This window comes from Methanotorris formicicus Mc-S-70, assembly GCF_000243455.1.
GTDB classification, from domain to species: Archaea; AGJL01; Methanococci; order Methanococcales; family Methanococcaceae; genus Methanotorris; species Methanotorris formicicus.
On the sequence record NZ_AGJL01000028.1, the window covers coordinates 1 to 24,459 of the forward strand.

Sequence of the window (24,459 nt, forward strand, 5' to 3'; positions counted from 1 at the left end):
CGATGTAGTTATATCGAATATGACAACTANAACCTTTTTTACTCCATCTCCTTAGTAGCGTTGAATCGATTATTGCAGTGTATTTAAATCTATTGTCATCAAAAATATCGGGAAGGTTGGATAGTTGAGTATACAAACAAAACTCATTTTCTGATAGTTTTTTGTAGGTTTTTTAACGATAGTCGTTCTGTGAATTCCCGAGACATACTCTGAAAATGCTTTGATAGTTTTTATTGGCGTTAGTGTTCTAACTTGTGCGAACTTAGATAACTCCTCCGAACAGTTAAATCCTAAACTATTTATAGAATTAGTGAGTATATTATTAAGTGCTGCTAGCATGGAGGTTTCACCGTTTTTTAACGAGTTATTTAAGTACTACCTATTTCTATTTTTGGTCTTAATTTTAATAGTGTTAAATCACACTATCAGTAATAAAATTTACTTTTTTTATGTCAATGCAAACAAATCAAAACCTTTATGTATTTTGATATTACATAATTCTATAAATATATTACGATAGAAATATTATAAAATATTTTAGATTATTTTTTATGTATAATTTTAAGTTTAATAATACCTCATTTGGTGAAAAATAATGACACCTTTTAATTCAAATTTCAATGAATCTCAAGCAAATAATATCAATATTATCAACAGATTATCCAATTCAGATGATTGGAAAGACAGATCTACTGCGGCATTGTTGTTCTCCAAGGTTGATGATGTAAATGAATTGCGTAGTGGAGTGGAGTGTATGATAATGTTACTCCATGATAAAAATCTAATTGTAAGGGCAAATATGATTCGTTCTCTTAGAAAATTAATGCCAAAATACTCTCACATATTAAAACCACTAATCCCAAGTATTTATATCTTGGCAAATTTTGAGAATAAAAGCATTTCAAGATGTGCAAAGTCTCTACTAAGCATGATTCCTCCCCAAATAATAAAGAAAAGGGTTGTTGAACTTACTAACAACCTATATTCAGAAAATGGTTTAGATAGGGTTGAAGCAATTTGGGGATTGTTTGCAATTTCAACAATTTCGCCAGAATATGTTAGAGATTCGTTGCCCGAACTTCTAACCTTATCCATATATGAAGAATATGAACTGCTAAGAATATGTTCTATCGCTCTTCTTGAAGAGTTAGACAACAAAGAAACAAAATTAATTTTTAATAGAAAAAATATGTTATTATTTTGTGGAATTAAAAGTAAATACAATTTAAATAGCCAAAATTCCGAAGAAATTGCATGTGTTCTTATGAAGATGTATTTTAGCACATTAAAAAGTGAGGATTTAGAAAAGGTTTTGGAATTTTTAAACCATAATGATTATATGATTAAGTTGTTGTCGGTGGCTATTATTGGTAAGAATGCCAATACTTTAATAGCATTGTGTGATACCGAAGAAATTGAAAGAATTTTAATGAAATTGATTGAAAACTTAAACAGTTCATATACAACCATAAAGGCAATTTCACTGTTGTCATTTGCGAGAATTTTATCATATATGTCAAATAGTAAATACACTTCAAAATTCTTAGAGGGTGCAAAGACATTCCTCAAAGAAAATTTTATTTTGAAGGCCTGTGCATTGGGGGCTTTAAGCCTAACCTATAAAAAATGCAAAGCAGCAGATTTTAGATATAAGATCAAAAAATTGGTTGAAGATGTTGACATGGGGGAGGTGATAAAGGAGCATCTTTTATGCTATTTTATGGGAATTTCACTGCTCATAAAGTTATATGGGGAAGATGTATTCAATATTTTAAATTCATGCATACATCCATGTGTTGATGATAAATTTATTGAAAATTTAAAACAAAAAAATCCATCAAAATACAAGTTCATATTTAAAGAATTAAAAAATGGACTAAATAGTAGTAATTGGATATGTCGCAATGTAAGTGTTAAACTCATGGGGAATATGGCATGTTTATTCCCCAATTTTGTGAATCTCTACACCCTTTTAATAAAAAATCATCTTCTTACAGACAACATGTGGATAACAAGATTGACATCAGTTTGGGTTTTAAGAGTTATAAATCATTTGGATGAATTGAACTTCTCAAAAAAGGATTATTTGGATATTTTAGAGTATGTTGATGATTACTATTGGGAAGTTAGATTTGAGTATATTATGTTCTATATTGAATTGTTAAACAAACATCCCGAAATTCTTAAAGATGAGAAGTTAAAAAATGCTCTAATATCATCAATTACAACCAAATACCTAATCGATAAAAGCCACATCATAAGAAAAATGTGCAAATTTATCCTACAAAAAATTCCTGAAATGGGGGAAATCTTAGAGTATTTTAATAAAAATTACAATGAAAAACTCAAAATTCTTCAGAGTATGATTGAAAATCCTATGTTAAGAAAAAGTGCATTCATGAGATTAAAAACAATATTGAAGAGAGGAATAAAGGATAACAATGAGGAACTAATAAACAGAGTGTTGGAGTTCATCAATGGCAAATATTACAAAGAAATGGCTTATATTCTTCATGAATTGGTGTTATTATACAATAAACATGAGATTGCAAAAGAAATAGTTGATACAATAAAATCAAAACATCCTGGAATCGTTAAATACCGTGAAGATATTCTATTTACATTGTTGGGAGAATTATTGGTAATTCAGCGAAAAAATGCCTTAAAGGAATTGAAAGATTATACTACTGTTGGATTTCCAATATCTAAAACAATTCTGTATAGATTAAAAAAGATGGTTGTATATGATGTTGTAGATGAGGATATAATACAACTTACAATAAAAATACTTGAAAAAGTTGGAGATGAGGAGGCTAAACAACTAATTAAAGAAAGAAAAGAAATTATATCTGGAATTAGAGAGTATACGTTAAGTTTAAGTGAAATACTTCAAAGAAACAAAAATTGGAGAGACGTTTATGCTCTAATAGAACACACCCCAGAAGAGTACATCACACACTTAGAAAATGATAGTTTACTAAATCTAATAAATCTTTTACGTGAAGATGATGGTATTTTGCTAAAGATTAGGGTAATGGACTCGTTGCTCCAACTTATTGAAGAAGAAAATCCAAACATCATGAATTTTATTGATAACAATTATAATGCTATATTCAACACAATTCATGAACTAATAAATCATAGATATTTCATGGTATCAAAAAATTCTGAGAGACTGATGAGATTACTATTGATTAAAAAACCTTCTTTATTCAATAGATGGATACTATCAAAAACTGATATTAACAACTACATCCCAACAATAAAAAAGTTTTTAAATGATACACATCCAACAATTAAAATGGAAATGCTAAATGTTGTGGAGCATTTATTAAATTTGGGATATGAAGGTGTAAATACGTTACTACCAGAACTGTTAAACTTAATTGACGATGAAAAATGGGCTGTAAAAAGAAGATTAATATCAATAATACCAAAATTAACTATTAAAGATGAAGACATTGACAATATAATATGCAAATGTATAGATGCATTAGAAAAATGTGAAAATGACTTTGTAATGTATATATTAAGGTTATTGAACCAACTACCGCCATCAAAAAGATATGCTGAAGATGTGGTAAATACCTTAAATAAATTTATAGATAATTGTGATTTTGATGATATAACCAACAGTATTTTGGAAAAATATAACAATATCATAAAAGGTGAAAATAATGATTGATGTACACATACATGCAGACACAAGACCTTATGAGGATTTTGAGATGATGGCATTATGTATGGATGGAGCAATAACATTGGCTCATGACCCATTTGAAATGAAATCCTCTGACGTATGGGTTTCCCATGTTGAGAGGTTAATCAGTAACGATGTAAAGAGAGCAAAGGAAAATGGATTGAGGTTATTTGTGTGTGTTGGTGTTCATCCAAGGGCAATACCAAATGACTATGAAAATGCCATTGAAAAGATAAAGGACTTTGTTAAAAATGATGTTGTTGTTGGAATTGGGGAGATTGGATTAGAAAAGGCAACAAAGGAAGAAAAGGATGTGTTTACAAAGCAGTTGTTGTTGGCAAAAGCGTTAGATTTACCTGCAGTAGTTCATACCCCAAGAAGAAATAAGGAAGAGGTAACAAAAATTATCATGGAGGAAATAAACACCCTTAACTTAAACAATGAAAAGATTGTTATCGACCACTGCAACAAAAATACTGTAAAGGATGTTCTTGATATTGGATGTTATGCAGGATTAACCATCCAACCAAGCAAATTAACTCCAATGGAGGCTGTTGAGATTGTTAAGGAATTTGGTGGAGAAAGGATTTTGTTGGATAGCGATTCTTCCTCAGCCCCATCTGATATATTAAGTGTACCAAAAACGGTGTTAAAGATGAGGTTAAATAATATTGATAAAGAAATTATAAATCTTGTTTCACATGAAAATGCAAAAAAATTCTTCAATTTGAGGATATAATTTTTATTATGTGGTGATATAATGAAGAAGTTATATATTGCCGTGGGTTTTATATTTATTTTAATATTTGCTCTAATAGTTGGGGGAATTGTGGTACTTTTTTCAGATTTTGATTTTAGTGGTGGTAATATTGCTGTAATAAATATAGATGGTCCAATAATTTTAAAATCTGACGATTCTGGGATTTTTGGACGTAAGGAAATGAGTGCATTAGATTACATTGATTTACTTGATAGGGCTGAAAAAGACAAGAACATAAAAGCCGTTCTTTTAAAAATCAACTCTCCTGGAGGAGAGGTTATAGCAAGTGAGAAACTTGCAAGGAAGGTAAAGGAAGTTGCAGAAAAAAAGCCAGTTGTGGCTTACATAGAAACCATTGGAGCATCTGGGGCATATATGGCTGCATGTCCAGCAGATTATATTGTTGCAGAGAAACACTCAATTGTTGGGAGTATTGGGGTTAAAATGGAGATTCTGCATTATTATGGCTTAATGGAAAAATTGGGTATCAATACAACAGTAATAAAGGCAGGGAAGTATAAGGATATTGCTTCACCATACAGACCAATGACAGAGGAGGAGAGGAGGTATTTAGAAAAGATGATAAACGAAACATATATGGACTTTGTAATGTGGGTTGCAGAGAATAGGAACTTAAGTATAAATAAGACATTAAAAATTGCAGATGGGAAGATATATATGGGAAGTGATGCTAAAAAAGTTGGTTTAGTTGATGAGGTTGGGACAGAGGAGGATGCCATCAACATAACTGCAAAATTGGCAAACATAACAACCCCAAAAGTTGTTGAATACAAAAGTGAGGACTTTGGATTATTTAATGTGCTTTATAGTTTTGGTTATGGAATTGGAAAGGGATTGGGCGAAATTTTAGTAAAAACAGATTTACCATACAAAACATACATTATGGATTAATGGGGGGAGTTGATGAAGAAAATAACGCTCTTGGAAATTTTGGTTGTTGTGGCAATACTCACAACAACCCTTGCAGTAGGATATAAGTTCTTGAAAGGCAACAACACCGAGTTTAGTGGAGATGAGATGTATAAGTGTGCATGGATTGCAGATAAGATTATGGCGAAGGGTTTTCCACTGTATGCGGAAATAGAGGGGAGATGGACGTCATCAAATGAAAATTTTAAGGGCAGGGTTTTGGTTACTGGGTCAAGTGGAGGTACTTTATTTGCAATATACAAAAACCAAACAATAACTATAGGGGGTAAATTGGCGTCAAAAGAAGATATAGCAGCAAACAAGATAAAACTAATGCCGTTGGGCAATACTATAATAAAATATGAACTGGAACCTATAAATGCATCTTCGTTTAAAAATCTGAAGGATAGAATAAAAATTCCAAAGAATCTAACAATTTTGGATGTTTATGTTTATGGGGTATTTGGTGTTGATTCAAAAACTTACTCCCCATCTGAACAACAGAGAATAAAAAATTACTTATCCACAAATTTACCGTATGCTTATGTATACTTTACCTATGGTGGAGCATTTTTTAATGGTAAATTGGATCTGAATTATTTGGATTATTTGGATAACTTAATGAAACCAGAAAACATAACAACATCAAGGTTGGATGTTTATGTTGTTGTCAATGAAACCACAAACCAGATAAATAAAAAAGAATTAAAATTTAATAACGTAAGGCTGATAACATGGTCTTAAAAGATTTTAGATTGGATATAGACCAATTAGAAATAAAGCCTAATCATATCTTTTTGTTTTTAATTTGTTTGTTTTTGATAGTTTCTAAGGTTTCAATAACAACGTCAATTTTGGTCCTACTTTTGTCAATATTTTTTTATATTTCCTTTGAAGTTGGTGAGAAATGGGGGGAATTTGATATTAAAAAAGATTACCACAATATTGGATATAAAATCGGGATATTTTTTATCCTAATTGGGGTTATTTTTACGATTCTTGATTTGATTTGGGTCAGGGGAGTTCCTTTGTTTGAACCTGCATCAAGAAGGTTTTTGAATGTTCAATTTACTATGCTCTCCCATCTCCTTCCACTTGGATGGGCAATAGTCATAAGTTCTTCAAAACTAAATGGAATCTTTAAAAATACACAATCTACAATAAATATAAAGAAGATAATTATTTATTCTTTAATATTTTCAATGTTCATAGGACTTTTGGGTTATAGAACACAGATTATGGTTTTACTATTAGCAACTGCATTTAGTATGTATTATTCAAACAAAATAAAAACAAGAGATGTTTTATTGCTATTTTTGCTTATATTTTTGGTTTTATTTGGCTTCTCATTTTTTAGGTTGTATGTCCTTGGCGTTGAAGGAAATCCCATAACCTCAAGAATAAACCTAACCATGAGTATCTTAGACATCCTAATCCAAAACTACGCAGGTTATTTTAGTGGGGTTATCCATACATCAATCTTCTCATCTTGGAATTTGATTCCAGGACCTTCAAGTGGACCAAGAACGATAATTGCAAATAGTATTGGTGTTAGTGGAGTTACAATAACGCCAACAATCTTTGGCGCTGTTGTAATGGATTATGGTATTTTAGGACTTGTCTCATACTTTGGAATCCTTGGTATAGTTATGGGGTTTTGCTATAAGGTAGCAAAAAGAGTTAAAGGTGTTTGTTTAGGATTTTACTCCATAATGGTTGCATATTTACTTGTTGGAATTGAAACTGGTATCTTAGATTTTGAAGTGGTTTTGTTCTATGTGATTGGGTTTTTGTTGTGCTTAAAAGAGATAATTAGAAATAAGATATCAATTTTAAATAGATTTAATTTTTAATTATAAGTTCTTTGACAACAGTTTCCTTTAACTCATCAAGTCCAATATCCTTATCTGCAGATATTTTTATTATTTTATAATCTTTAAGTTTCTCTTCAATCTCCCTCAATTTCTCCTCATCAGTTAAATCAATTTTGTTTATTGCAACAATTATTGGCACCTTAAATAAATCACTAACCTCTTTTAATAGGTTTAGTTGCTCCCCTATGCTATACCCGCAATATTCACTTGGATCTAAGACAAACAATATCATGTTTGCCAAATAATTCAATGCAAGAACTGCCTGCAATTCAATGTCATTCCTCTCATACAATGGTCTATCCAAAACTCCTGGTGTGTCAACAACCTGAATATCCTCTCCAATGTAACCAACATTTAGTCCCTTTGTTGTGAAAGGATAGGCGTTAATTTCTGGTTCAGCAGTGGTTAATTTTCTTAAAAGTGTTGATTTTCCAACGTTTGGATATCCAGCAATAACCAACGTTGGTAATTCCTTCACTGTTGGAAGGTTTTTTAATTTCTCCCTTGCAACAGCAAGAAATGCCAAGTTAGGATAAATCTGCTTTAATATGGATGCAGTTCTTCCAACAAATTCCTTCCTATATTTTGATGCTTCTGCTGGTACCTTTGCCTTTCTTGCCTTTTTTGCATAATCATTCCCAAGTTTTTTCACAAGTTCTGATGCCCACTTCACCGCTCCAAGTGATTTTTTAAATTCATCAATTCCAACCATAACCTCTACGAGTTCTTTGTAAAATGGCTTTAATCTATCTATTGAAGGCGTTTTATCTATAATTTTTAATAGATTATCTGAAACTACTGAAGATATTGTCCTAATCTTTTGTTCCTCAATTGTTCTTGATTTAGGTAATCTTGGAATACCTATCAATGTGGTTCTTAATTCATTTGCTACTTTCTCGCTCCTTCTATGGGCTTTGTCCATAAGTTCCTCTGGGGTTAAAATAGTAGGCATCTTTTTAAATGGATTTGCATCTCCTTTTTTTCTCATGTTAATCACCATTATAAATTTAATTTTTAATTGTATTAAAAATAGGACTGTTAAATTTTATTAATCCATTAAAAATAGGATTAGTTATTTTTTGTTTTGTTATTCTTATTTTATTATAACAACTCCACTATTCCCATCAACAACAACTCTATCTCCATTCTTTATCTTTTCTATATCAACCTTATCAACAAGCGGAATCTTTCCTAAAATAGCCCCAGTTGCTACGATTGGCTCGCATTCTTTGTTAATTATTCCTTTCAAAATCCCTCTTTTTGCAAGACCATAAATTACATAAGAACCAACAGTACTCCCCTTTCCATAAGGAAATACGAATATCTTATTTTTTAAACTTTCTCCATAGAGTTCACTATTCTTATCAATTATTATGCCTTCCTCATTGACTCCCCCTAAAAAAGAGAATGGTTCCTTTGATACAATCGCTATTCCTTCTGTGATTCCTTTTGATATACTTCTTCCTTTTAATTCCATACTATCCCTCAAAAACAAAAACAGATTAAAATCTAAAAAGCAAATTTATTTTTTGTATATGATGGCACTTAAGAACTTTTCGCAGTATTTGCATCTGATCTTTAATGGGTTTTTGCTTTCTATGATAAATTTCCCCTCAACGTTTTCCCTATTTGTTATACAATTTGGATTCGTGCATTTTAAAAGTCCCTCAATGTAATTTGGAATGTTGACTTTAAATTTCTCTACAACCACACCGTTTCTTATGATATTTATCGTTGCATCTGGAGCAATTAAGGCTATTTTATTTACATCATCTGAATCGAGTTCTAATCCCTCTATTTTTAAAATATCCTTTTTGCCCATTTTTTTTGAAGGAACATTCATAGCCAACATAATGGGCAAATCATCACTTATTTTTAAGATGTTGTAAACATCAAGTGCCTTTCCACTTTTGATGTGATCTATAACAGTGCCGTTTTGTATTGGCTTTACCTTCAGTTCTCTATTTTTCATGGCACACACCAATGAATTACGTAAAATAAAATCATAATGATAAAACTTTAAAATAAAAGTAGAAAGAAAAATTATTCTATCTCTTCTTCCCTAAGTTTTTTACCCAATGTTCTTGGGTGATATCTCTCCCTATCAGCATCTATCTGCTTCTCAACTGATATTAAAGCATTTTTTAAAACCTCAATGAAGTCCCATCTTTGTTTTTCTGATATGTATCCAACGTCTTCTCCTTCTGCCTCTAATCTCTTTGTCTTTGATAATTTTGGTGATGCATCTCCAACGTACAATTTATTTGGTGTTTTAACATACACAGTTATGTGGTAGTATGGTGTTCCTCCTTTATCATGCTCTCTCTTTATTGTTATCTTTATCCAGTGGATTCTTCCTGCATGTTTTACCATTTTTCTAACTTCTGTTGCAATTATTCTTTCTGCTAATATTCTCATATCTTCATCCAATGCCCCATGTATTTCAACTTCAATCATTGCTCCTTTCTTCAAGTCAGCAATATACTTCATTATATCCAATCTTGTTACAATTCCCCTCAATATTTTATTTTTAACTATTGGAACCCCCCTAATGTCATACTCTTGCATCAATTTTGCAACATCTGCAACTGAATCCTTTACATCCGCTGTTATTAATGGTGAACTCATTATTGACTTAACTGGCTGCTCCATTCTTGGGGTTTTCTCTCCTGAGTATTCCCCAACAGTCATTCTTCTTTTTGGTTTAAAAATCTTCTTTAAGATGTCATCTTCTGTAACAATACCTATTGGATTCTCTTCATCATCAACAACTATTAATCTTCCAACGTTGTGTTTTCTCATTAATGACCTCGCCTTACCAATGCTTTCATCTTCATGTATGGTTATTGGGTTTCTTGTCATAATTTTTGATGCTTCAACGTCCTTTAAGATTTTTGAGGTCGCTGCCCTCTTCATGATGTCGTAATCTGTTACAATCCCCACCAATTTACCTTTATCATCCACAATTGGTGCTGCCCTCTGCCCACTTTCAATTAACTCACAAACCGCATCCATCACTGGAGTGTCCTTGTGTATACAGTGTGGTTTAAACATTAACTCCCCAACATGCTCATGCACTGATGAGGCTAACAACAAATCGTGCATAGTTACTAAGTATAACTCCCCCCTCTCATCAACAACTACTAAGTTGTGGAAGTGGTTCTCTTCCATAATACCTATTGCTTTTGTTATTGGCGTGTCTGGTGTTACTGTAACTACTTCCTTTGTTGCTATCTCCATTACTGCTTCGTCTAACATATATCTCACCCTTTACTAAAATTTTATTTCTTCAATATATAATTTAGTTAAATTTCCGCTATTTAAACTTATCTCCAATTAAGATTGAAAAAAATGGATTTTTGAATTTTTACAACCTTATCGGTAAATTTCAATATCCATTTCTTTATTTTCTGCTCTTTATGTATTCAAGCATCCCTTTAAACATCCTAAGACCATCATCTGAACCAAGTATCTTCTCACTCGCCCTTTCTGGGTGTGGCATTAACAATACACAGTTTCCATTCTCATTGCAAACTCCTGCTATATTGTCTATTGAGCCATTTGGATTTGCATCCTCAGTAACTTCTCCATATTCATCGCAATATTTAAATACAACCATATCCTTCTTATACATCTCCTGCAAAGTGTCCTCATCGACATAGAATCTTCCTTCAGCGTGAGCAATTGGGATTTTCAAGACTTCTCCTTTTTTGTATTGGGATGTGAATGGTGTTTTGTTATTTTCTACTCTAATATATACCCACTTACAGATAAACTTTGGATTTAAGTTGTTTGTTAATGTTCCGTATGAAAATCCTGCCTCCAAACCAATCTGTGCCCCATTACAAATGCCCAAAACTGGTTTTCCTTCTTCAACCATCTTTCTTAAGGCATTTATTATAGGAGTTCTTGCACTAATCGCTCCTGCTCTTAAATAATCCCCATAGGAAAATCCTCCAGGAATTACCGCGCCATCATAATTATCCAAATTCTCCTCAGTGAACCAAACAATTTCTGGTTTTCCTCCTGCCAATTTGACAGCATGATAAACATCCATGTCACAATTAGTCCCCAAAAACTTCGTTATTGCTATCTTCATTCTTCCAACCCCTTAAATTTTAAGGGTTTTTTGTTGTTTTAAATGCTTTAAATTATATTTTGGCATAAAATTTTTTTGAAAGAATAACAAATCACTAAATTCTAAATAAATATTCTTATTCTAATTCAGATGAAATTACATTTAGGAATTCTCTTGTCAATATATTCATTTTTTCTGTTCTATTGGCAAGTTCTATTATCTTTTCCCTTAGCCTCTCTTCATCACATTTTTTAATATCTCTTGCTTTTATGGTTTTTCTATTTTCTGCCTTTGCATTTTCCTCTGCAGTTTTTGTGGTAATTGCAATAATCTCTTCTAAGATATTTGCAAGTTCCTCTACAGCCTCAGATGAGATGTTTAGGTCTGTGTGTTTTTTCATAATTCTTTTAATAGTTCCTTTTGGTATCAAAGTAAAACCTCCAACTTAATTTTCAATGGAATATATGTCTTATGTTATATATTAATTGCTATGTTATTCTGAAAACACTTTAGACATGCATCCTGCAATTAAGCCAGCGATGGCATCGTCTAAAAATATATATCCTTTTTCATCAAGGATTCCAACAATACCTGGTTTTTTTGCATCATACCATCTAAAGTTAAATATTGCTCTTGTCCCTGCAATCTCATTTGCTATTGCCATACCAATAACTTCATCTACATATATGTAATTGGGATCTTCATCATAATTAAATGGAAGATTGCCTTTTTTTCCTTCTTCTTCCAACTTTATCGCCGCTATTAGTAAAGTAGAGACGTTTGGGTTATTTAATTCCTTTGTTATTATTTCTTTTAGTTTTTTCTTAATGGTTTCCTTTTCGTCGTCTCTACAAATGCAAAGTTCCATTCCAGAACCAACCAAATCCTCCAAAGTTATTCCAAAATTTTCAAGGATTTTTAATATTTCCATTTTTATCCCTCATGCTTAACACTATCCAACATAATTTAGGAGCATTTTTCCTTTTTCATTTATTTTTATGTATTTTGATCTTCCTATTTTTTCTGGTTTTTCTATTAATTCCCATTCTAAGAGTTTTTCAACAACATTCTTGCTTATCCAAACCAAATCACTTTGTTTTGTGGAATTATTGGAATCCATACTCTTTTTTCTCCAATTCATAAGTTTTTTTAAATCATCCTTATCTGCACCAACAATCTTATTTAACTTCACAACTAAATCCCTCATTCTCTTAATGTCAGAATCCCTAACATAATCCTTTCTATCCACGACCTCAATCAATTTTCTTATACTCTCATTGTCATTAATGTTCGCTCTTAAAAAATCCTCTTTTGTTAAAATACTAAGTTCTTTTATGGATAGACCATCATCTCCTGCCCGTCCAATAAATTTTAAAAAAATTAACAACTCCTCTCTTGGAAGATTCACTTCAAAAGGATATATTAACTTAGCATCTACAACACCAAATGTTCTTGGTAGATAATGACAATTATATTTGCTTAAATATTCTTTTTTTAACACCTCTTTTTCTTCAGAAGATAAACTATCAGTTTTTGGAACTACATAATATGGAATTATTCTTGAATTATTTTTGTTTAATATCATTGCACAAGTTATTCCAGCAATACAACCAATTGTTGAGCCAGACGATACATTAATATAGAATTTAACATCCCCGTATTCTCTTCTCTCACATATTATAATAGATTTCATTTTTTGAACAATATCCTCCAAATCAAACAAATCTGCATATACTACTTCATAATTAATTCCTTTTTCTTTAAATCTTTTAATAATAATTTCTTTAAATGCTTTTCCAATTTCTGAGTCGGTATTTTCATTCATACAGATTAAATAAACCTTCTCAGCTCTCCTCATTATTGGAACTTCAGTAATTCTATCAACTTCATAACCCTGAACTGCAATATGAACCCCACCTCTAATTTTTTCCAAATCATTCACCATTTCATCACCCCAGTAAAAACAGTAATTATAGTAAGCTTACTTAGATAATGAGTAATATATAATTTTTGGTGTATATGCATTATTGTAAGGTTCAAAGGGTGGTTGGATGGGTTCTGCAAATGCCTTTATAATGGTTGGAGGACCAGATTTTCTACATAATGGAATTTACCCAACACACTGTCTAATTTTACATGAGAATGATAAGCCATGGTGGGTTTTAACCCCAATTTTTAGACTTCCAAATGAATGCAAGCTAAAAAACTGTGAAATTATAACTTGGATTCCAACTGTAGAGGGTATGCTTGAGGATGCATTACTAATGATAGGCATTTATGTGGTTAAAGATGAGGAGTTGGTTACTCTTGCCAACAAATTTTTCAAAAATAAAGAGAAGAACAAAATTTGGTTGTATGATGATATAGAAAAAGAAAATTTGAAAAAACTTAGAGAAGTGAGTAAAAAAGTCCTATCAAAATATAATCTTAAAATTGTTGTGGCAATAACTTTAGATAGCACAATTTTACGCCAAATTGACATTTTAAAGGATTATAATATTGAATGTGAAGTTTGCACTACAAGATTAGCAAGATGGGAGAAAAATATGGATTTTGAGGAGTGTGATATTATAAAAAGAACAAAATCAAGAAAATAAAATGGTAATTATAGTAACCATAGTAAGGTTACTAAGATAGTGAGTATTATTTATTAGTTCCTATATTACATTATTCATGAGAGCAACAAACCAAATTGTGATAGTATGGAGTATCTGTTCGTCTATGGGAGTTTAAGAAAAGGCTTTTGGAATCATGAAGCCTACTTAAAAAATAGCAAATTTGTAGGAAATGGAAAAACCAAACATAAATACGCCATGTATGCGAGTATAATCCCTTATGTTGTTGAAGATGAAAAAATCTCCCATATTATTGGGGAGGTCTATGAAGTAAACAAAGAGACATTAGAAAGAATTGACAGCCTTGAAGGGCATCCAACCTGCTATAAAAGGAAGAAAGTTCCAATAATTTTGGAATCTGGAAAAGAAATAGAGGCTTGGCTATACTTTTATCCAGAACCTTATGGAGTTTTAGTTAAGACAGGAGATTATGGGGATTATATGAGGGATAGGCATGTGTGAATTGTTAGGAATCTGCTTTAATAAAAAAGTTAATGTCAAACTTTCCCTAAATAGTTTTAAGCTTAGGAGTGAAGAGCATCCAAACGGTTGGGGAATTGCATTTTATCCAGATGGGTTTGTTAGGTTGATAAAAGAGCCGATTAAGATGAATGATGCATTATTAGCTAATTGTGTTAGATGGACTAAGATAAAATCAAAGATATTTATTGCTCATATAAGGAAGGCAAGTGCTGGAAGTGAATCTTATGTCAATACTCACCCATTTGTTAGAAAATTGGATGATAAGGAGATTGCCTTTGCTCACAATGGAACTTTGTTAGGTTATGAGGATTTAGAGCTTGATGGGTATTATCCAATTGGGGAAACGGATTCAGAGTATGTATTTTGTTATTTGTTATCACAGATTGAGAGGAGGGGGATTGAGTGGGATAAGGAGGGGTTTGATAATTTATTGGATATACTACTTGATATTAATTACTATGGGGCATTTAATTGTTTGTTCTCTGATGGAGAGTATTTGTTTGCATATAAGGATTATAGAGGATTGAGGAAGTTGTATTTCTTGAAGAGAATGCCACCTTATGGGAGGATTAAGTTGAGGGATGAGGATTATGTGGTAAATTTGGGGGATATTAAGGATTTAAGTGAGGAGGGGTTTGTTATTGCTACAAATCCTTTGAGTAATGAAAATTGGAAGTCATTTGAGAATGGGGAGTTGATGGTGTTTAAAAATGGGGAGATGATTTATTCTAACAGGAGATTAACTGATTTAGAGTTGAAAATTTTAAAAATTCTTAGAGAAAGCCCACATAGAGTTAGTTTAATGGATATTATTAAGAATCTTAGGCATTTATCCCCAAATATAATGTATGATGAGTCAGTTGTGAAAATTGGGGTTAGGAATTTGTTGTATAGAGGATATATTAAGCAGGATGGTAGGGATGTTGTTGATTGGGATGATTTGGAGGCAACATTTTATACCAAATCTGAAAAGAGGGCTGAGATTGATAGGAATCTTGAAGAATTTGGATTTGAAGGGAGAGGATTCTGCATTAATTTATTTAGAAAATAGGGTGGTATAGCATGGATGAAATGGAAGCAATGCAAATTAAAGAGTTTGTAAAGGATATGGATAAAACTCAGAGAATTGTCTATTATGAGCAAAAGAAAAAGAGTGTTGGGATTGCCGTATTGCTTAGTGTTGTAATTCCTGGAGCTGGACAGATGTATCTTAGAAGGGTTGGAAAGGGGATTATATTGTTATTAACATGCTGGCTTATCATACCGTGGATATATAGCATTTATGATGCTTACAAGTCCGCAAAGGATTATAATGCCCAACTTTATTCGATAATTTTTAGTAAGGATGAGTGTAATGGGGATAAATTTCAATAAAGTGGGAGTATGGGAATGAGTTCTTTAAAAACTTTCTTTATATTATTAATTTTATCGTTTGCGGGTTTTATAGTGGGGGCTGCTGTTGGAAATTATTGGTTTTGGTTTTTGGCTGTAATTCCAACAATTGTATTGGAAATTTGGATTGTGTATAAGATTTTAACTTGGAAGTATTTCTGGAAGGTTGTTACACCATTTCTAATATTCATGTTCATTTTATTTCCAATACAAGCTATACTTTTAGCTTTACTCTTGCATATTTTGAGGCAAATAATGCTTGGTATAAAAGAGGGACTAAGAGATGAGTAGAATGTGATGATTATGAGATGGTGGAGTGAGAGAATTAGAGATAGGGAGGTTATTGAGGTTTTAGAGTATGAAAAAGTGCCGTTAAATGAGACCTTAAATGAAATTCTCGCTTTATCAATTGAATATTCAGAAAAGGAATTGTATGATGTAAAATTATTGAAGGATGTTTATGATTATTATCAAAAAGGACATTTTGAAGATTGAAGAGTTAGTTGAGGGTGTTGCAATGGTAAAATTGGGTTTGGATACAAGAAATCATGCTAAAGGGTGGTTGTTGGAGGTTGTTAACTGGTTTGCTGGGAATAGATGTGATTTGAGAGATGATGAGATTAAGTTGGGGAATAGGTTGAGGGATTGGATGGGTGTTGGTGTTTCACTAATAATTCCAAAAGAATTAAAGTTGAGATTTGATGAGTTTTATAAAATGGCTGAAAGATTTGGTTGGGAGTTGGCGATTAGGGATGACGTCATGTTTAAAACTACCTTGAATGACAATGAAGTTTATGTTCTCATGTTGAGGGGAGATGTGGTTGGTGAGAGGTTAGACAATGTTTTGAACGGCGGGGGAGTTTTTGATTTGGGAGAGAGGGTTGTTTGTGATGATGAGTGGTTTAGTGGATGGTTGGTTAGGGATATTGATGTTAATAAAAGGTATGTTGAAAGTGTTGGGGAAGTTGAATTCCAAGAACCTGGAAATTCTGGGTATTTTAGTGGGGAATGTTTGAATAAGAGGAAATATTATAAATGGAAGCATTATAGTGGAGTTGATTTACTTAAAATGATTGATAGTATGTTAAATGATGACTCAAACGTTAAATCGGTTTTTAAAGATATGGATTACATAAAAAATGATTTCAATAAAGTTTTTTGGCTAATTGATAATTTATATGGGTATATTAAAGAACTTAAGTGTGCAAATTATGAAGATTTTTCTAAAATCAATAAAATTTTAGATAACTTAGAAGAAAAAATTTATGAAATTGAGGATTATATTATAACTATTAAAAATTCACATTGTAAGTCAGTATTTGATAATATAATTGGCTTATTGTCAAATATTGAAGAAATTAGTGATGAAGAACTACTTACTCTTAAAGATATATGTGAGTTATCCTCAAAGGTTTGCAATGCAGTTAAAATGATTGAAGAATTACTTAAAGTTATTTCAGAGATTATTAGGCGCTCTAATAAATTTGAAAGTAACAAAGGAGTTCCAAATGAAATTATTCGTAGGTTGAACATATTAAACACATTTATTGACAAAATATGTCGTGATATTGTAAGTATGAGAGAGAATGAGTGTAAAGTTTTACATTTTGCATTATCAAATCTATATAGGGCTTGCTTGTCTAAAAATGAAGAAGAAAAGGAAGTGTTGGTTAGTGAAATTAGGAATATGGTTGATGCATTGTATTTTGATTGTTATAGTTTTTTAGAGGAAAGTATTGGAAAATATGAGTTTAAATTTATAAAGGACTTGGCTTCAATGAGTTTGATGTTTGATTACGCAGAGGAATTAAAAAAGGAGGGCAGGGATGACTTATTTAATCATATAATCTTTAAAATTCTAAAATATGATGGATTTGATGTTAAAGAATACAATATTATTGATACTTTGCTAAATATCAGAAAAAATCTGTCGTTGTTATGTGAGGAGAATGTTAGGTATTTTGATAAGAAATTAATGGGGATTATTAGGGAATTTTTTGAATGTTCTGGGAGGGATGAGTTTTATAGCAATATGGATAGGTTAAAGGAATTTGTTGAAAATTTGGAGGACATAAGTCAAATTTTAGAAAAATATAGTATGTTGTGGACAATAGATGATGATGACAATGTGTTTTATGATTTGGATGATATTTGTTATTATGTAATAAAATAAACAATTTTTATGATAAATTTTTATAGTAGGGGGTCATTATGGAGGAAAGGGAGTTTTTAGAAATTGTTGGAAGAAGGTTTTTAGAAGTAGTGAATAAAAGAAGTTTGGGTATTTTGAAGAATCAGTTAAAGTCAGTTCATAAATGTGGAAAAAGAGGTTTCTTTAGACAATTATACCTACCTGAAGAAATTTCGAGTATTACGCATGGTAGAGTTCATTTTGAATGGTTAGTTGAAAAAGATAAAAAGACCAATCAAATAAAACTGTTAGTTGGTTTGCATTTGGAATGTCCAATAAAAAACAAAATTATTAACCAAAAAATATTTGAATTTTTAAGAGAAAGAGTTAATTTTGAAGATTTAACTGTAGAGGAAAATGAGCAATTGGAAATCAAACATTTCAGATTTTGGAAATGGATTTCTGTGTATAGATTATATTCAGAGTTAAATGATGATGCTGTTGAATGGGCAGTAAATTCGATGATTAGAGCATATGAAAAACTATTGCCGCCATTAAAAGAATTTTTTGAAGAGTTTGGGGGAGGGATGGGTATGATAAATGAAGAAAGATTTAAGGAGATTTTAGAAACTTTGAGGAATGAGTATAAAGATGAATGGAAAAAGAAAAAAGATTTTATAAATATTATTGAAGAGGTAAAGGAAATCCTTTCGAATATAAAAGATAAGGATTTAACCGAGGAAGAAGTTAAAAAATTAAAAGAAAAACTTACAAGTTTAGAATTATTTAATTATTCCAAATTAAATTCCGATTTGACATTGGAAAGTATTAACCATGAATTGGTTAAAAAGGTTTTAGAAATTGCAATTAATACGGATGATGATAATTTTGATGAGATGATTGATAAATTTGGAGAGAAGATTGATAAAATACGTAGTAGTGGAGAGATTAAGAGAGTTGCCACTACTTTATTAACTGTTCTATCAACAATTCTAAACTATAAATATTTTATGCCAACTTGGGAAAAAACTATTCCAGATTCTCTTAGAAATGAAATTAATATAAATAGATTTGTAGGAGCAAAGAGTAAAAATGTAGAAGATTTCAAACAATTTATGAAAACTGCAAATAAGATTAGAAAAGAACTTGGAATTGATTCAATGTTGGAAGTTGCTTATTATTTATCAAAATTTGATGGAGGGGAGAGTATGACAGTTAAAGTTAAAGAAAATAAAATATCAGAATTAGAAAAAAGGTTAAAACTCTGGAAGAACTTTGTTAAGTTTGCAGGCAAAAAATATCCACATTATGATTTAACCTATGATGAAGAGTCCAATTGGTGGTTAAAAAATAAGAAAGAAATTGAAAAAGTTATCGAAAAACTAGAAATTTATGAAGAAAACGCAAGAGAACTTATTAAAAGCATGTTCATTAGTAAAAACAGACTAATATTTGCGTGTGGAAATATTGGTGTATTTAAGGGTTTTATAAATGGAGCATCTAAAGAAAAACTTAAGGAATTCATAGATATTATTGTTGAAGTAAAAAACTCTAATGAATTCAAAAATGCATGGATAGAAAAAACATACAATTTAATTTATGAATTTAATAAAGATAGTGTTGAAAAATATAGAAAATCAAGATTAAAAAACCAGTTATATAATATCTTTGGAGAATTATACGGAAAATTACATATTGAAAAAGAACCTATTATGAATACTTGTTCTCGAAACATTTTAAAAGAATTTTATGATTTTGAAGAATATAATTACAATGAATTTAAAGAAGCATTTGAAATGTTAAAGCAAAGATATAAAGAAATTGTAAGAAAGTTATCAGAATTTCCAGATGGATTTATAAACTTAGAAATCGACATAATGTTTAACTTTTTTGATAAAGTAAAAGTTTGGCAATTATTTCCTGGAGAAAATGCAGAATATTTGGAAGAATTTTATAAAAATAAGAGAATATATATTGGTTGGGGAAAGATTGGGGATTTGTCTAATATATTATCTAATATAAAAGAGAAGAAAAGGAAGGATTTGGAGGATATTATTAGAAATTTCATAAAAGAAAAATATCTGGAAGAGTATAAAAATAAAGATATAAAACATGTCCCAAGGATGTTATTAAATTTCTATAAAGATATGGATGTTGGAGATATTGTTATTTTAAAGAATGGAGCATCAAAAGTAGTTGGAATTTGTAAGATTATTGGAGATTATGAATATTTAAATAATAATGTGCCTTCTGACTATAACCATTCAAGAAAAGTAGAATTCTGGAAGTATAATCCAGAAGGGATTGGTGTTGAAGATGTTGGTTTGGTAAGATATACATTGGAAAAACTTAATTGGAACAAGTTTGCAAAGATTTTTGAAAGAATACTAAATGAGGAAGATAATGAAACTGAAGATAATGGAGGTGAATCTATTCCAGAAGAACTAAAAGAAAAAATAGATAAAATTTTAGAAAAGAAAGGGCAAATAATCCTTTATGGTGTCCCGGGAACTGGAAAAACATGGTTAGCAAGCGATTATGTTAAAGAAAAAACTGAAGATAATAAAAATAGATATGGATTTATAACATTCCACCAATCTTATTCCTATGAGGAGTTTATTGAGGGATTAAAACCAAAAAATGATGAAAATGGAAATATTATTTATGATGTTGAAGATGGAATATTTAAAAGAATGTGTATTTTAGCAATTTATGGGGCTTTGAAGAATAAAGAAAATAATGGAAATACAACTGTCAGTAATATTAATTTTAACACTACTAAAAATGAAAATTTAACTTACGAGGAAATAAAACAAAAAGTAATAAATGCAATTAAAAATAAAGAATTAACAAAAAAAGATTTTGAAAAAGCACCAAAATACTGCCTAATAATTGATGAAATAAACAGAGGGAATATATCAAACATTTTAGGGGAATTAATAACACTCTTAGAGAAAGATAAAAGATTAACTGAAAAGAATGAAATTATAGCAACATTACCATATTCAAAAGAGCCGTTTGTAGTTCCACCAAACTTATACATTATTGGAACGATGAATACAGCAGATAGGAGTATTGCCTTATTAGATATTGCTTTAAGGAGAAGATTTGGATTCTTAGAAATTGAGCCGAATTATGATAAAATAAACAAAGAAATTGGAGGAATTAATTTAGCAGAGTTATTAAAATCTATAAACAAAAAAATTGTTGAATTAAAAGATAAAGACCATAGAATTGGGCATTCATACTTCCTAAATGTTGAAAATTTTGAAGATTTATGGTTTGTTTGGTATCATGAGATTATTCCATTGTTAGAAGAATACTTCTATGGTGATTTTGAGGGATTAAAACAAGTTCTTGGAGAAAAGTTTGTAGATAGTAACAATTATAAAATCAAAAAACTTGAGGGGAATGAGTTTATTGAAGCTCTAAAAAGTATAATCCAAAATAACCAAAATAGGGGAGGGGAATGAGTAATTTAATTACTTTTTATGAGCATCAATCTATAAGTTTTGAAAAATTAAAAGAAGAATTAAATTTAAGTAAAAATAAGTTTATTGGACTCTTTAAAACAATAAATAAAAGAAATAATTTAACTGTAGGAGATAGTGAAGATAAAGAAGATGATAGCATATTTAAGATTTATTATGACAAAATAAAAGCAAAACATTATGTTGGTTTTGTAGCAGTTGATAACAAAGTTATTCAAGTATTGCCAAAAGTTTTTGAAGAGAGCGATTATGAAGATAGGGATAAAATCATTGCCTTTATAAAAATGATGAACTTTGCAGACAACTTAAACATTAAAGAGCAAGAATTAGCAAAAGTTAAAGATGTTGCCCAAACTCCAACCATTTATGAAGTTTTCATTTACCTATTTGCCTCTTCCTTATTAAATGAGATTGAAAGAGGATTTTATAGAGAATATATAAAGGTTAGAGAAGAGAAAAAATTTTTAAAGGGAAAATTATTGGTTGATAAGCAAATAAGAAAACTACCACATCAAAGGTATAAATTCTCTATAGAGTATCATGAATTCACTGAAAACAACCTTTTAAACCAAATATTTTATTATACAACATATATTTCTATAAAAAAGACGAAATGGCAAATAAATAAAAAACTTCTAAGTGAGTTAATGCTAATCTTTGATGGTATTAACCTAAGAAAAATCAATATTCATGATTTTAAAAGAGTGCATTTTACTCGGTTGAATGAGAGATTTAAAAAGCCGTTTAATTTAGCCAAAATTATCTTATCAGCATTTGGAGAAGTTGAGGGAGAGGATGCCATTGGATTCTTTGTAGATATGAATGATTTGTTTGAAAAGTTTATTTGTTCAATATTATCAAAGAGTTTGGAATTTGAAATAAAATATCAAAGTAAATTTAACTTATTTAGTCATGTTGAAGGAATTAAAAATGTAGAACAAAGACCAGATTATGTTATTTATAAAAATAACAAGCCATTATTAGTTTTAGATGCAAAATATGTAAAAATCAATGAAGAAAATGGAAAGCCAACAATATCACCTGATATACTAAGACAAGTTTATACTTATGCAAAATACTACTCAAAAGATAATAGAAATATTAATGCTGTCTTAATCTTCCCAAAATCTAAAAACTATAATAATTTTGATAGTAAAACAAAAATTGGAGAGGCAACATTCTTTGATAATGAAATAAAGCTGTATGTATTAACCTACAACCTTGAAAAATTAATTGAAGGAGACGGAGTTGATGAAGAGTTTATAAAGTGTGTTGAAGAACTAATTGAACAATAGGGGAGGGGTTGAGATGAAAATAACCATTTATGATGGGGCTGACACTATTGGAGGGAATAAAATACATATAGAAGAGAATGGAAATGGATTATTCTTAGATTTTGGGATGAACTTTGCTAAATATTCAAAATATTATGAGGAATACCTCAGTGAGAGAACTGCAAGAGGAATCCATGATTTATGGCATCTCAATTTAATACCAAAACTAAACATTTATAGAAAAGATTTAATCCCAAAGGATTTAGACATTTCCCAATATCCAAAAATCCCTATTAACGCGGTTCTAATAAGCCATGCACACCTTGACCATGTTGGAAACATTGCCATTCTTAATGAAGAGATTCCAATAGTAGCTTCTCCAATAACAATAACAATTCTTAAAGCATTAAGGGATACTTCAATTAACAACCACTTAGGAATGGATTTACCATATTATAGTGTTAAAAAGCCAAAAGATGAAAACGGCTATATCCTTGAATCAGAGAGAAGCAAGAAAATACCCTATTCTTCAAGAAAAATTATTCTTACAGAAGATAACAATGAGATTAAAGAATTTGCCTTCTACAGACCGGGGCAGATTCATCTTCAAGAGTAAGAAGGATTGAACCAAATGATGTTAAAACTCTTGATGAAGAGGATTTTGGCTTTGAAATTAAGGCATTTAACATTGACCATTCAATCTATGGGGCTGTTGGTTATGTCGTTGAGGGAGATGTTTGCCTTGCTTACACTGGTGATTTTAGATGTCATGGTAAAAATAAAGACAAAACAAAAAAATTCATTAAAGAGGCTAAAAATGCGAGTGTTTTAATTACTGAAGGAACGAGGGTTAATAGGAATAATGATATAAACATTACTGAAGAGGATGTTTATAATAATTCTTTAAAAATTGTTGAAGATGCTAAATGGTTAGTAATTGCTGACTTCTCACCAAGAAATTTTGAGAGATTGGAAATATTCAAAGAAATTGCTAAAAAAACTGGTAGGGACTTAGTTATTACTACTAAGGATGCTTACTTCTTAAATGCTTTGAAAAAAGTTGCTGGCATTGACATAATTGATGAGAATGTAAAAATTTACACAAATTTTAAAAATTCGCAGCAAAAATGGGAAGAGGAAGTTTTGAACTTGTATGGTGAATATTCCATTTCACCATTCGAAATTAGGAATAACCAAGAAAACTATATTTTATGTTTTTCGTTCTATGATATGTCTCACTTATTAGATGTTAATCCAAATGGTGGTGTCTATATTTACTCTTCGAGTGAGGCATTTGGTGAAGAGCAGGAATTTAGTTTTTTAAGGTTGTGGAATTGGCTTAAACATTTTGGTTTTGAAATTCATGGTTTTAGTGTTGATGAGAATGGAAGACCAATTTTTGAGAAGGGATTACATACTTCAGGACATATTTCAAAAGAAGAATTGATAAAAGTTATAGATAAAATAAGTCCAGATTACATTATTCCAGTACATACTGAAAATCCAGGATTTTTTAAGTCGATGTTTGAAGATAAGGCAATAATTTTAGATAATGGAAAAAATTGGGACTGTAAAAAATAATTATAGTTGTTAATGAACTTTAGTTTACTGACAGTGTGATTACGAGAATCCTTTCTTTATTAGTTCTTTACTGCACTCTTTAATCACTTCATAGAATGATAATCCATATTTGTGGCTTAAATATTCTATACAGTTTGATACCATTGCTAT

23 protein-coding genes and 1 pseudogene are annotated in these 24,459 nt (G+C 30.6%); 15 read left to right on the forward strand and 9 right to left on the reverse strand.

The window, feature by feature from the left end:
- Positions 1 to 69: 69 nt before the first annotated feature.
- Positions 70 to 339, reverse strand: coding sequence for a hypothetical protein (locus METFODRAFT_RS05750; RefSeq protein WP_245528925.1), 270 nt, complete (start codon positions 337 to 339; stop codon positions 70 to 72).
- A 256-nt stretch (positions 340 to 595) separates the two neighbouring features.
- Between METFODRAFT_RS05750 and METFODRAFT_RS05755 the strand changes: the two genes are divergently transcribed.
- The 5 genes from METFODRAFT_RS05755 to METFODRAFT_RS05775 are packed head-to-tail and all read left to right on the forward strand — an operon-like array spanning position 596 to position 7,243.
- Positions 596 to 3,685, forward strand: a complete 3,090-nt coding sequence (locus tag METFODRAFT_RS05755) for a hypothetical protein (RefSeq protein WP_007044616.1) — start codon at positions 596 to 598, stop codon at positions 3,683 to 3,685.
- Positions 3,678 to 4,439, forward strand: a complete 762-nt coding sequence (locus tag METFODRAFT_RS05760) for a TatD family hydrolase (RefSeq protein ID WP_007044617.1) — start codon at positions 3,678 to 3,680, stop codon at positions 4,437 to 4,439. The genes METFODRAFT_RS05755 and METFODRAFT_RS05760 overlap by 8 nt, the downstream gene beginning before the upstream one ends.
- Positions 4,440 to 4,460: 21 nt before the next feature.
- Positions 4,461 to 5,372 (forward strand): signal peptide peptidase SppA, encoded by a 912-nt coding sequence (gene sppA, locus METFODRAFT_RS05765; RefSeq protein ID WP_007044618.1) that lies wholly within the window; start codon positions 4,461 to 4,463, stop codon positions 5,370 to 5,372.
- A 12-nt stretch (positions 5,373 to 5,384) separates the two neighbouring features.
- A complete protein-coding gene (locus METFODRAFT_RS05770; protein WP_007044619.1) occupies positions 5,385 to 6,134 on the forward strand; it encodes a TrmB family transcriptional regulator sugar-binding domain-containing protein in 750 nt (249 codons plus the stop codon).
- Positions 6,125 to 7,243, forward strand: a complete 1,119-nt coding sequence (locus tag METFODRAFT_RS05775) for an oligosaccharide repeat unit polymerase family protein (protein WP_007044620.1) — start codon at positions 6,125 to 6,127, stop codon at positions 7,241 to 7,243. The genes METFODRAFT_RS05770 and METFODRAFT_RS05775 overlap by 10 nt, the downstream gene beginning before the upstream one ends.
- On the opposite strand, the gene METFODRAFT_RS05780 is transcribed toward METFODRAFT_RS05775, so the two are convergent.
- From METFODRAFT_RS05780 to METFODRAFT_RS05815, 8 genes are all read right to left on the reverse strand, one after another.
- On the reverse strand, positions 7,233 to 8,252 hold the full coding sequence (locus METFODRAFT_RS05780; RefSeq protein ID WP_007044621.1) for an NOG1 family protein: 1,020 nt from the start codon (positions 8,250 to 8,252) through the stop codon (positions 7,233 to 7,235). The genes METFODRAFT_RS05775 and METFODRAFT_RS05780 overlap by 11 nt on opposite strands.
- A 105-nt stretch (positions 8,253 to 8,357) precedes the next feature.
- Entirely contained in the window at positions 8,358 to 8,741 is a 384-nt protein-coding gene (locus tag METFODRAFT_RS05785) for a DUF126 domain-containing protein (protein WP_007044622.1), read from the reverse strand.
- A gap of 45 nt (positions 8,742 to 8,786) precedes the next feature.
- On the reverse strand, positions 8,787 to 9,236 hold the full coding sequence (gene pyrI, locus METFODRAFT_RS05790; RefSeq protein WP_007044623.1) for an aspartate carbamoyltransferase regulatory subunit: 450 nt from the start codon (positions 9,234 to 9,236) through the stop codon (positions 8,787 to 8,789).
- A 71-nt stretch (positions 9,237 to 9,307) separates the two neighbouring features.
- Positions 9,308 to 10,522 carry a CBS domain-containing protein gene (locus METFODRAFT_RS05795; RefSeq protein ID WP_007044624.1) on the reverse strand — a complete coding sequence of 405 codons (1,215 nt, stop codon included), beginning with the start codon at positions 10,520 to 10,522 and terminating at the stop codon, positions 9,308 to 9,310.
- Between the two features lie 145 nt (positions 10,523 to 10,667).
- On the reverse strand, positions 10,668 to 11,363 hold the full coding sequence (gene purQ, locus METFODRAFT_RS05800; protein ID WP_007044625.1) for a phosphoribosylformylglycinamidine synthase I: 696 nt from the start codon (positions 11,361 to 11,363) through the stop codon (positions 10,668 to 10,670).
- 115 nt (positions 11,364 to 11,478) lie between these two features.
- On the reverse strand, positions 11,479 to 11,772 hold the full coding sequence (locus METFODRAFT_RS05805; RefSeq protein WP_007044626.1) for a histone family protein: 294 nt from the start codon (positions 11,770 to 11,772) through the stop codon (positions 11,479 to 11,481).
- Between the two features lie 63 nt (positions 11,773 to 11,835).
- Positions 11,836 to 12,273: an alpha-ribazole phosphatase CobZ gene (gene cobZ, locus METFODRAFT_RS05810; protein ID WP_007044627.1), complete on the reverse strand. Its 438-nt coding sequence runs from the start codon at positions 12,271 to 12,273 to the stop codon at positions 11,836 to 11,838.
- A gap of 21 nt (positions 12,274 to 12,294) precedes the next feature.
- Positions 12,295 to 13,287, reverse strand: a complete 993-nt coding sequence (locus tag METFODRAFT_RS05815; protein WP_007044628.1) for an HFX_2341 family transcriptional regulator domain-containing protein — start codon at positions 13,285 to 13,287, stop codon at positions 12,295 to 12,297.
- 106 nt (positions 13,288 to 13,393) lie between these two features.
- On the opposite strand from METFODRAFT_RS05815, the gene METFODRAFT_RS05820 reads away from it, so the two are divergent.
- The 10 genes and pseudogenes from METFODRAFT_RS05820 (at position 13,394) to METFODRAFT_RS11840 (ending at position 24,309) form a co-directional block, all read left to right on the forward strand.
- The gene (locus tag METFODRAFT_RS05820; protein ID WP_007044629.1) at positions 13,394 to 13,939 is read left to right on the forward strand and encodes a hypothetical protein; all 546 of its coding nucleotides are present in this window, start codon (positions 13,394 to 13,396) and stop codon (positions 13,937 to 13,939) included.
- Between the two features lie 105 nt (positions 13,940 to 14,044).
- Positions 14,045 to 14,419, forward strand: coding sequence for a gamma-glutamylcyclotransferase family protein (locus METFODRAFT_RS05825; RefSeq protein WP_007044630.1), 375 nt, complete (start codon positions 14,045 to 14,047; stop codon positions 14,417 to 14,419).
- Complete coding sequence (locus METFODRAFT_RS05830) at positions 14,412 to 15,491, forward strand: class II glutamine amidotransferase (protein WP_007044631.1); 1,080 nt, start codon at positions 14,412 to 14,414, stop codon at positions 15,489 to 15,491. The genes METFODRAFT_RS05825 and METFODRAFT_RS05830 overlap by 8 nt, the downstream gene beginning before the upstream one ends.
- A gap of 11 nt (positions 15,492 to 15,502) precedes the next feature.
- A complete protein-coding gene (locus tag METFODRAFT_RS05835) occupies positions 15,503 to 15,814 on the forward strand; it encodes an NINE protein (protein ID WP_007044632.1) in 312 nt (103 codons plus the stop codon).
- Between the two features lie 9 nt (positions 15,815 to 15,823).
- Positions 15,824 to 16,123, forward strand: a complete 300-nt coding sequence (locus METFODRAFT_RS05840; protein WP_141564072.1) for a hypothetical protein — start codon at positions 15,824 to 15,826, stop codon at positions 16,121 to 16,123.
- A gap of 12 nt (positions 16,124 to 16,135) precedes the next feature.
- Complete coding sequence (locus tag METFODRAFT_RS05845) at positions 16,136 to 16,327, forward strand: hypothetical protein (protein WP_048115663.1); 192 nt, start codon at positions 16,136 to 16,138, stop codon at positions 16,325 to 16,327.
- Complete coding sequence (locus tag METFODRAFT_RS05850) at positions 16,293 to 18,005, forward strand: hypothetical protein (RefSeq protein WP_007044635.1); 1,713 nt, start codon at positions 16,293 to 16,295, stop codon at positions 18,003 to 18,005. Before METFODRAFT_RS05845 ends, METFODRAFT_RS05850 begins: the two co-directional genes overlap by 35 nt.
- A 38-nt stretch (positions 18,006 to 18,043) precedes the next feature.
- Positions 18,044 to 21,436 carry an McrB family protein gene (locus tag METFODRAFT_RS05855; RefSeq protein ID WP_007044636.1) on the forward strand — a complete coding sequence of 1,131 codons (3,393 nt, stop codon included), beginning with the start codon at positions 18,044 to 18,046 and terminating at the stop codon, positions 21,434 to 21,436.
- Positions 21,433 to 22,749 carry an McrC family protein gene (locus METFODRAFT_RS05860; RefSeq protein ID WP_007044637.1) on the forward strand — a complete coding sequence of 439 codons (1,317 nt, stop codon included), beginning with the start codon at positions 21,433 to 21,435 and terminating at the stop codon, positions 22,747 to 22,749. Before METFODRAFT_RS05855 ends, METFODRAFT_RS05860 begins: the two co-directional genes overlap by 4 nt.
- Positions 22,750 to 22,762: 13 nt before the next feature.
- Positions 22,763 to 24,309 (forward strand): annotated as a pseudogene (locus tag METFODRAFT_RS11840) (MBL fold metallo-hydrolase RNA specificity domain-containing protein).
- Positions 24,310 to 24,459: the final 150 nt, after the last annotated feature.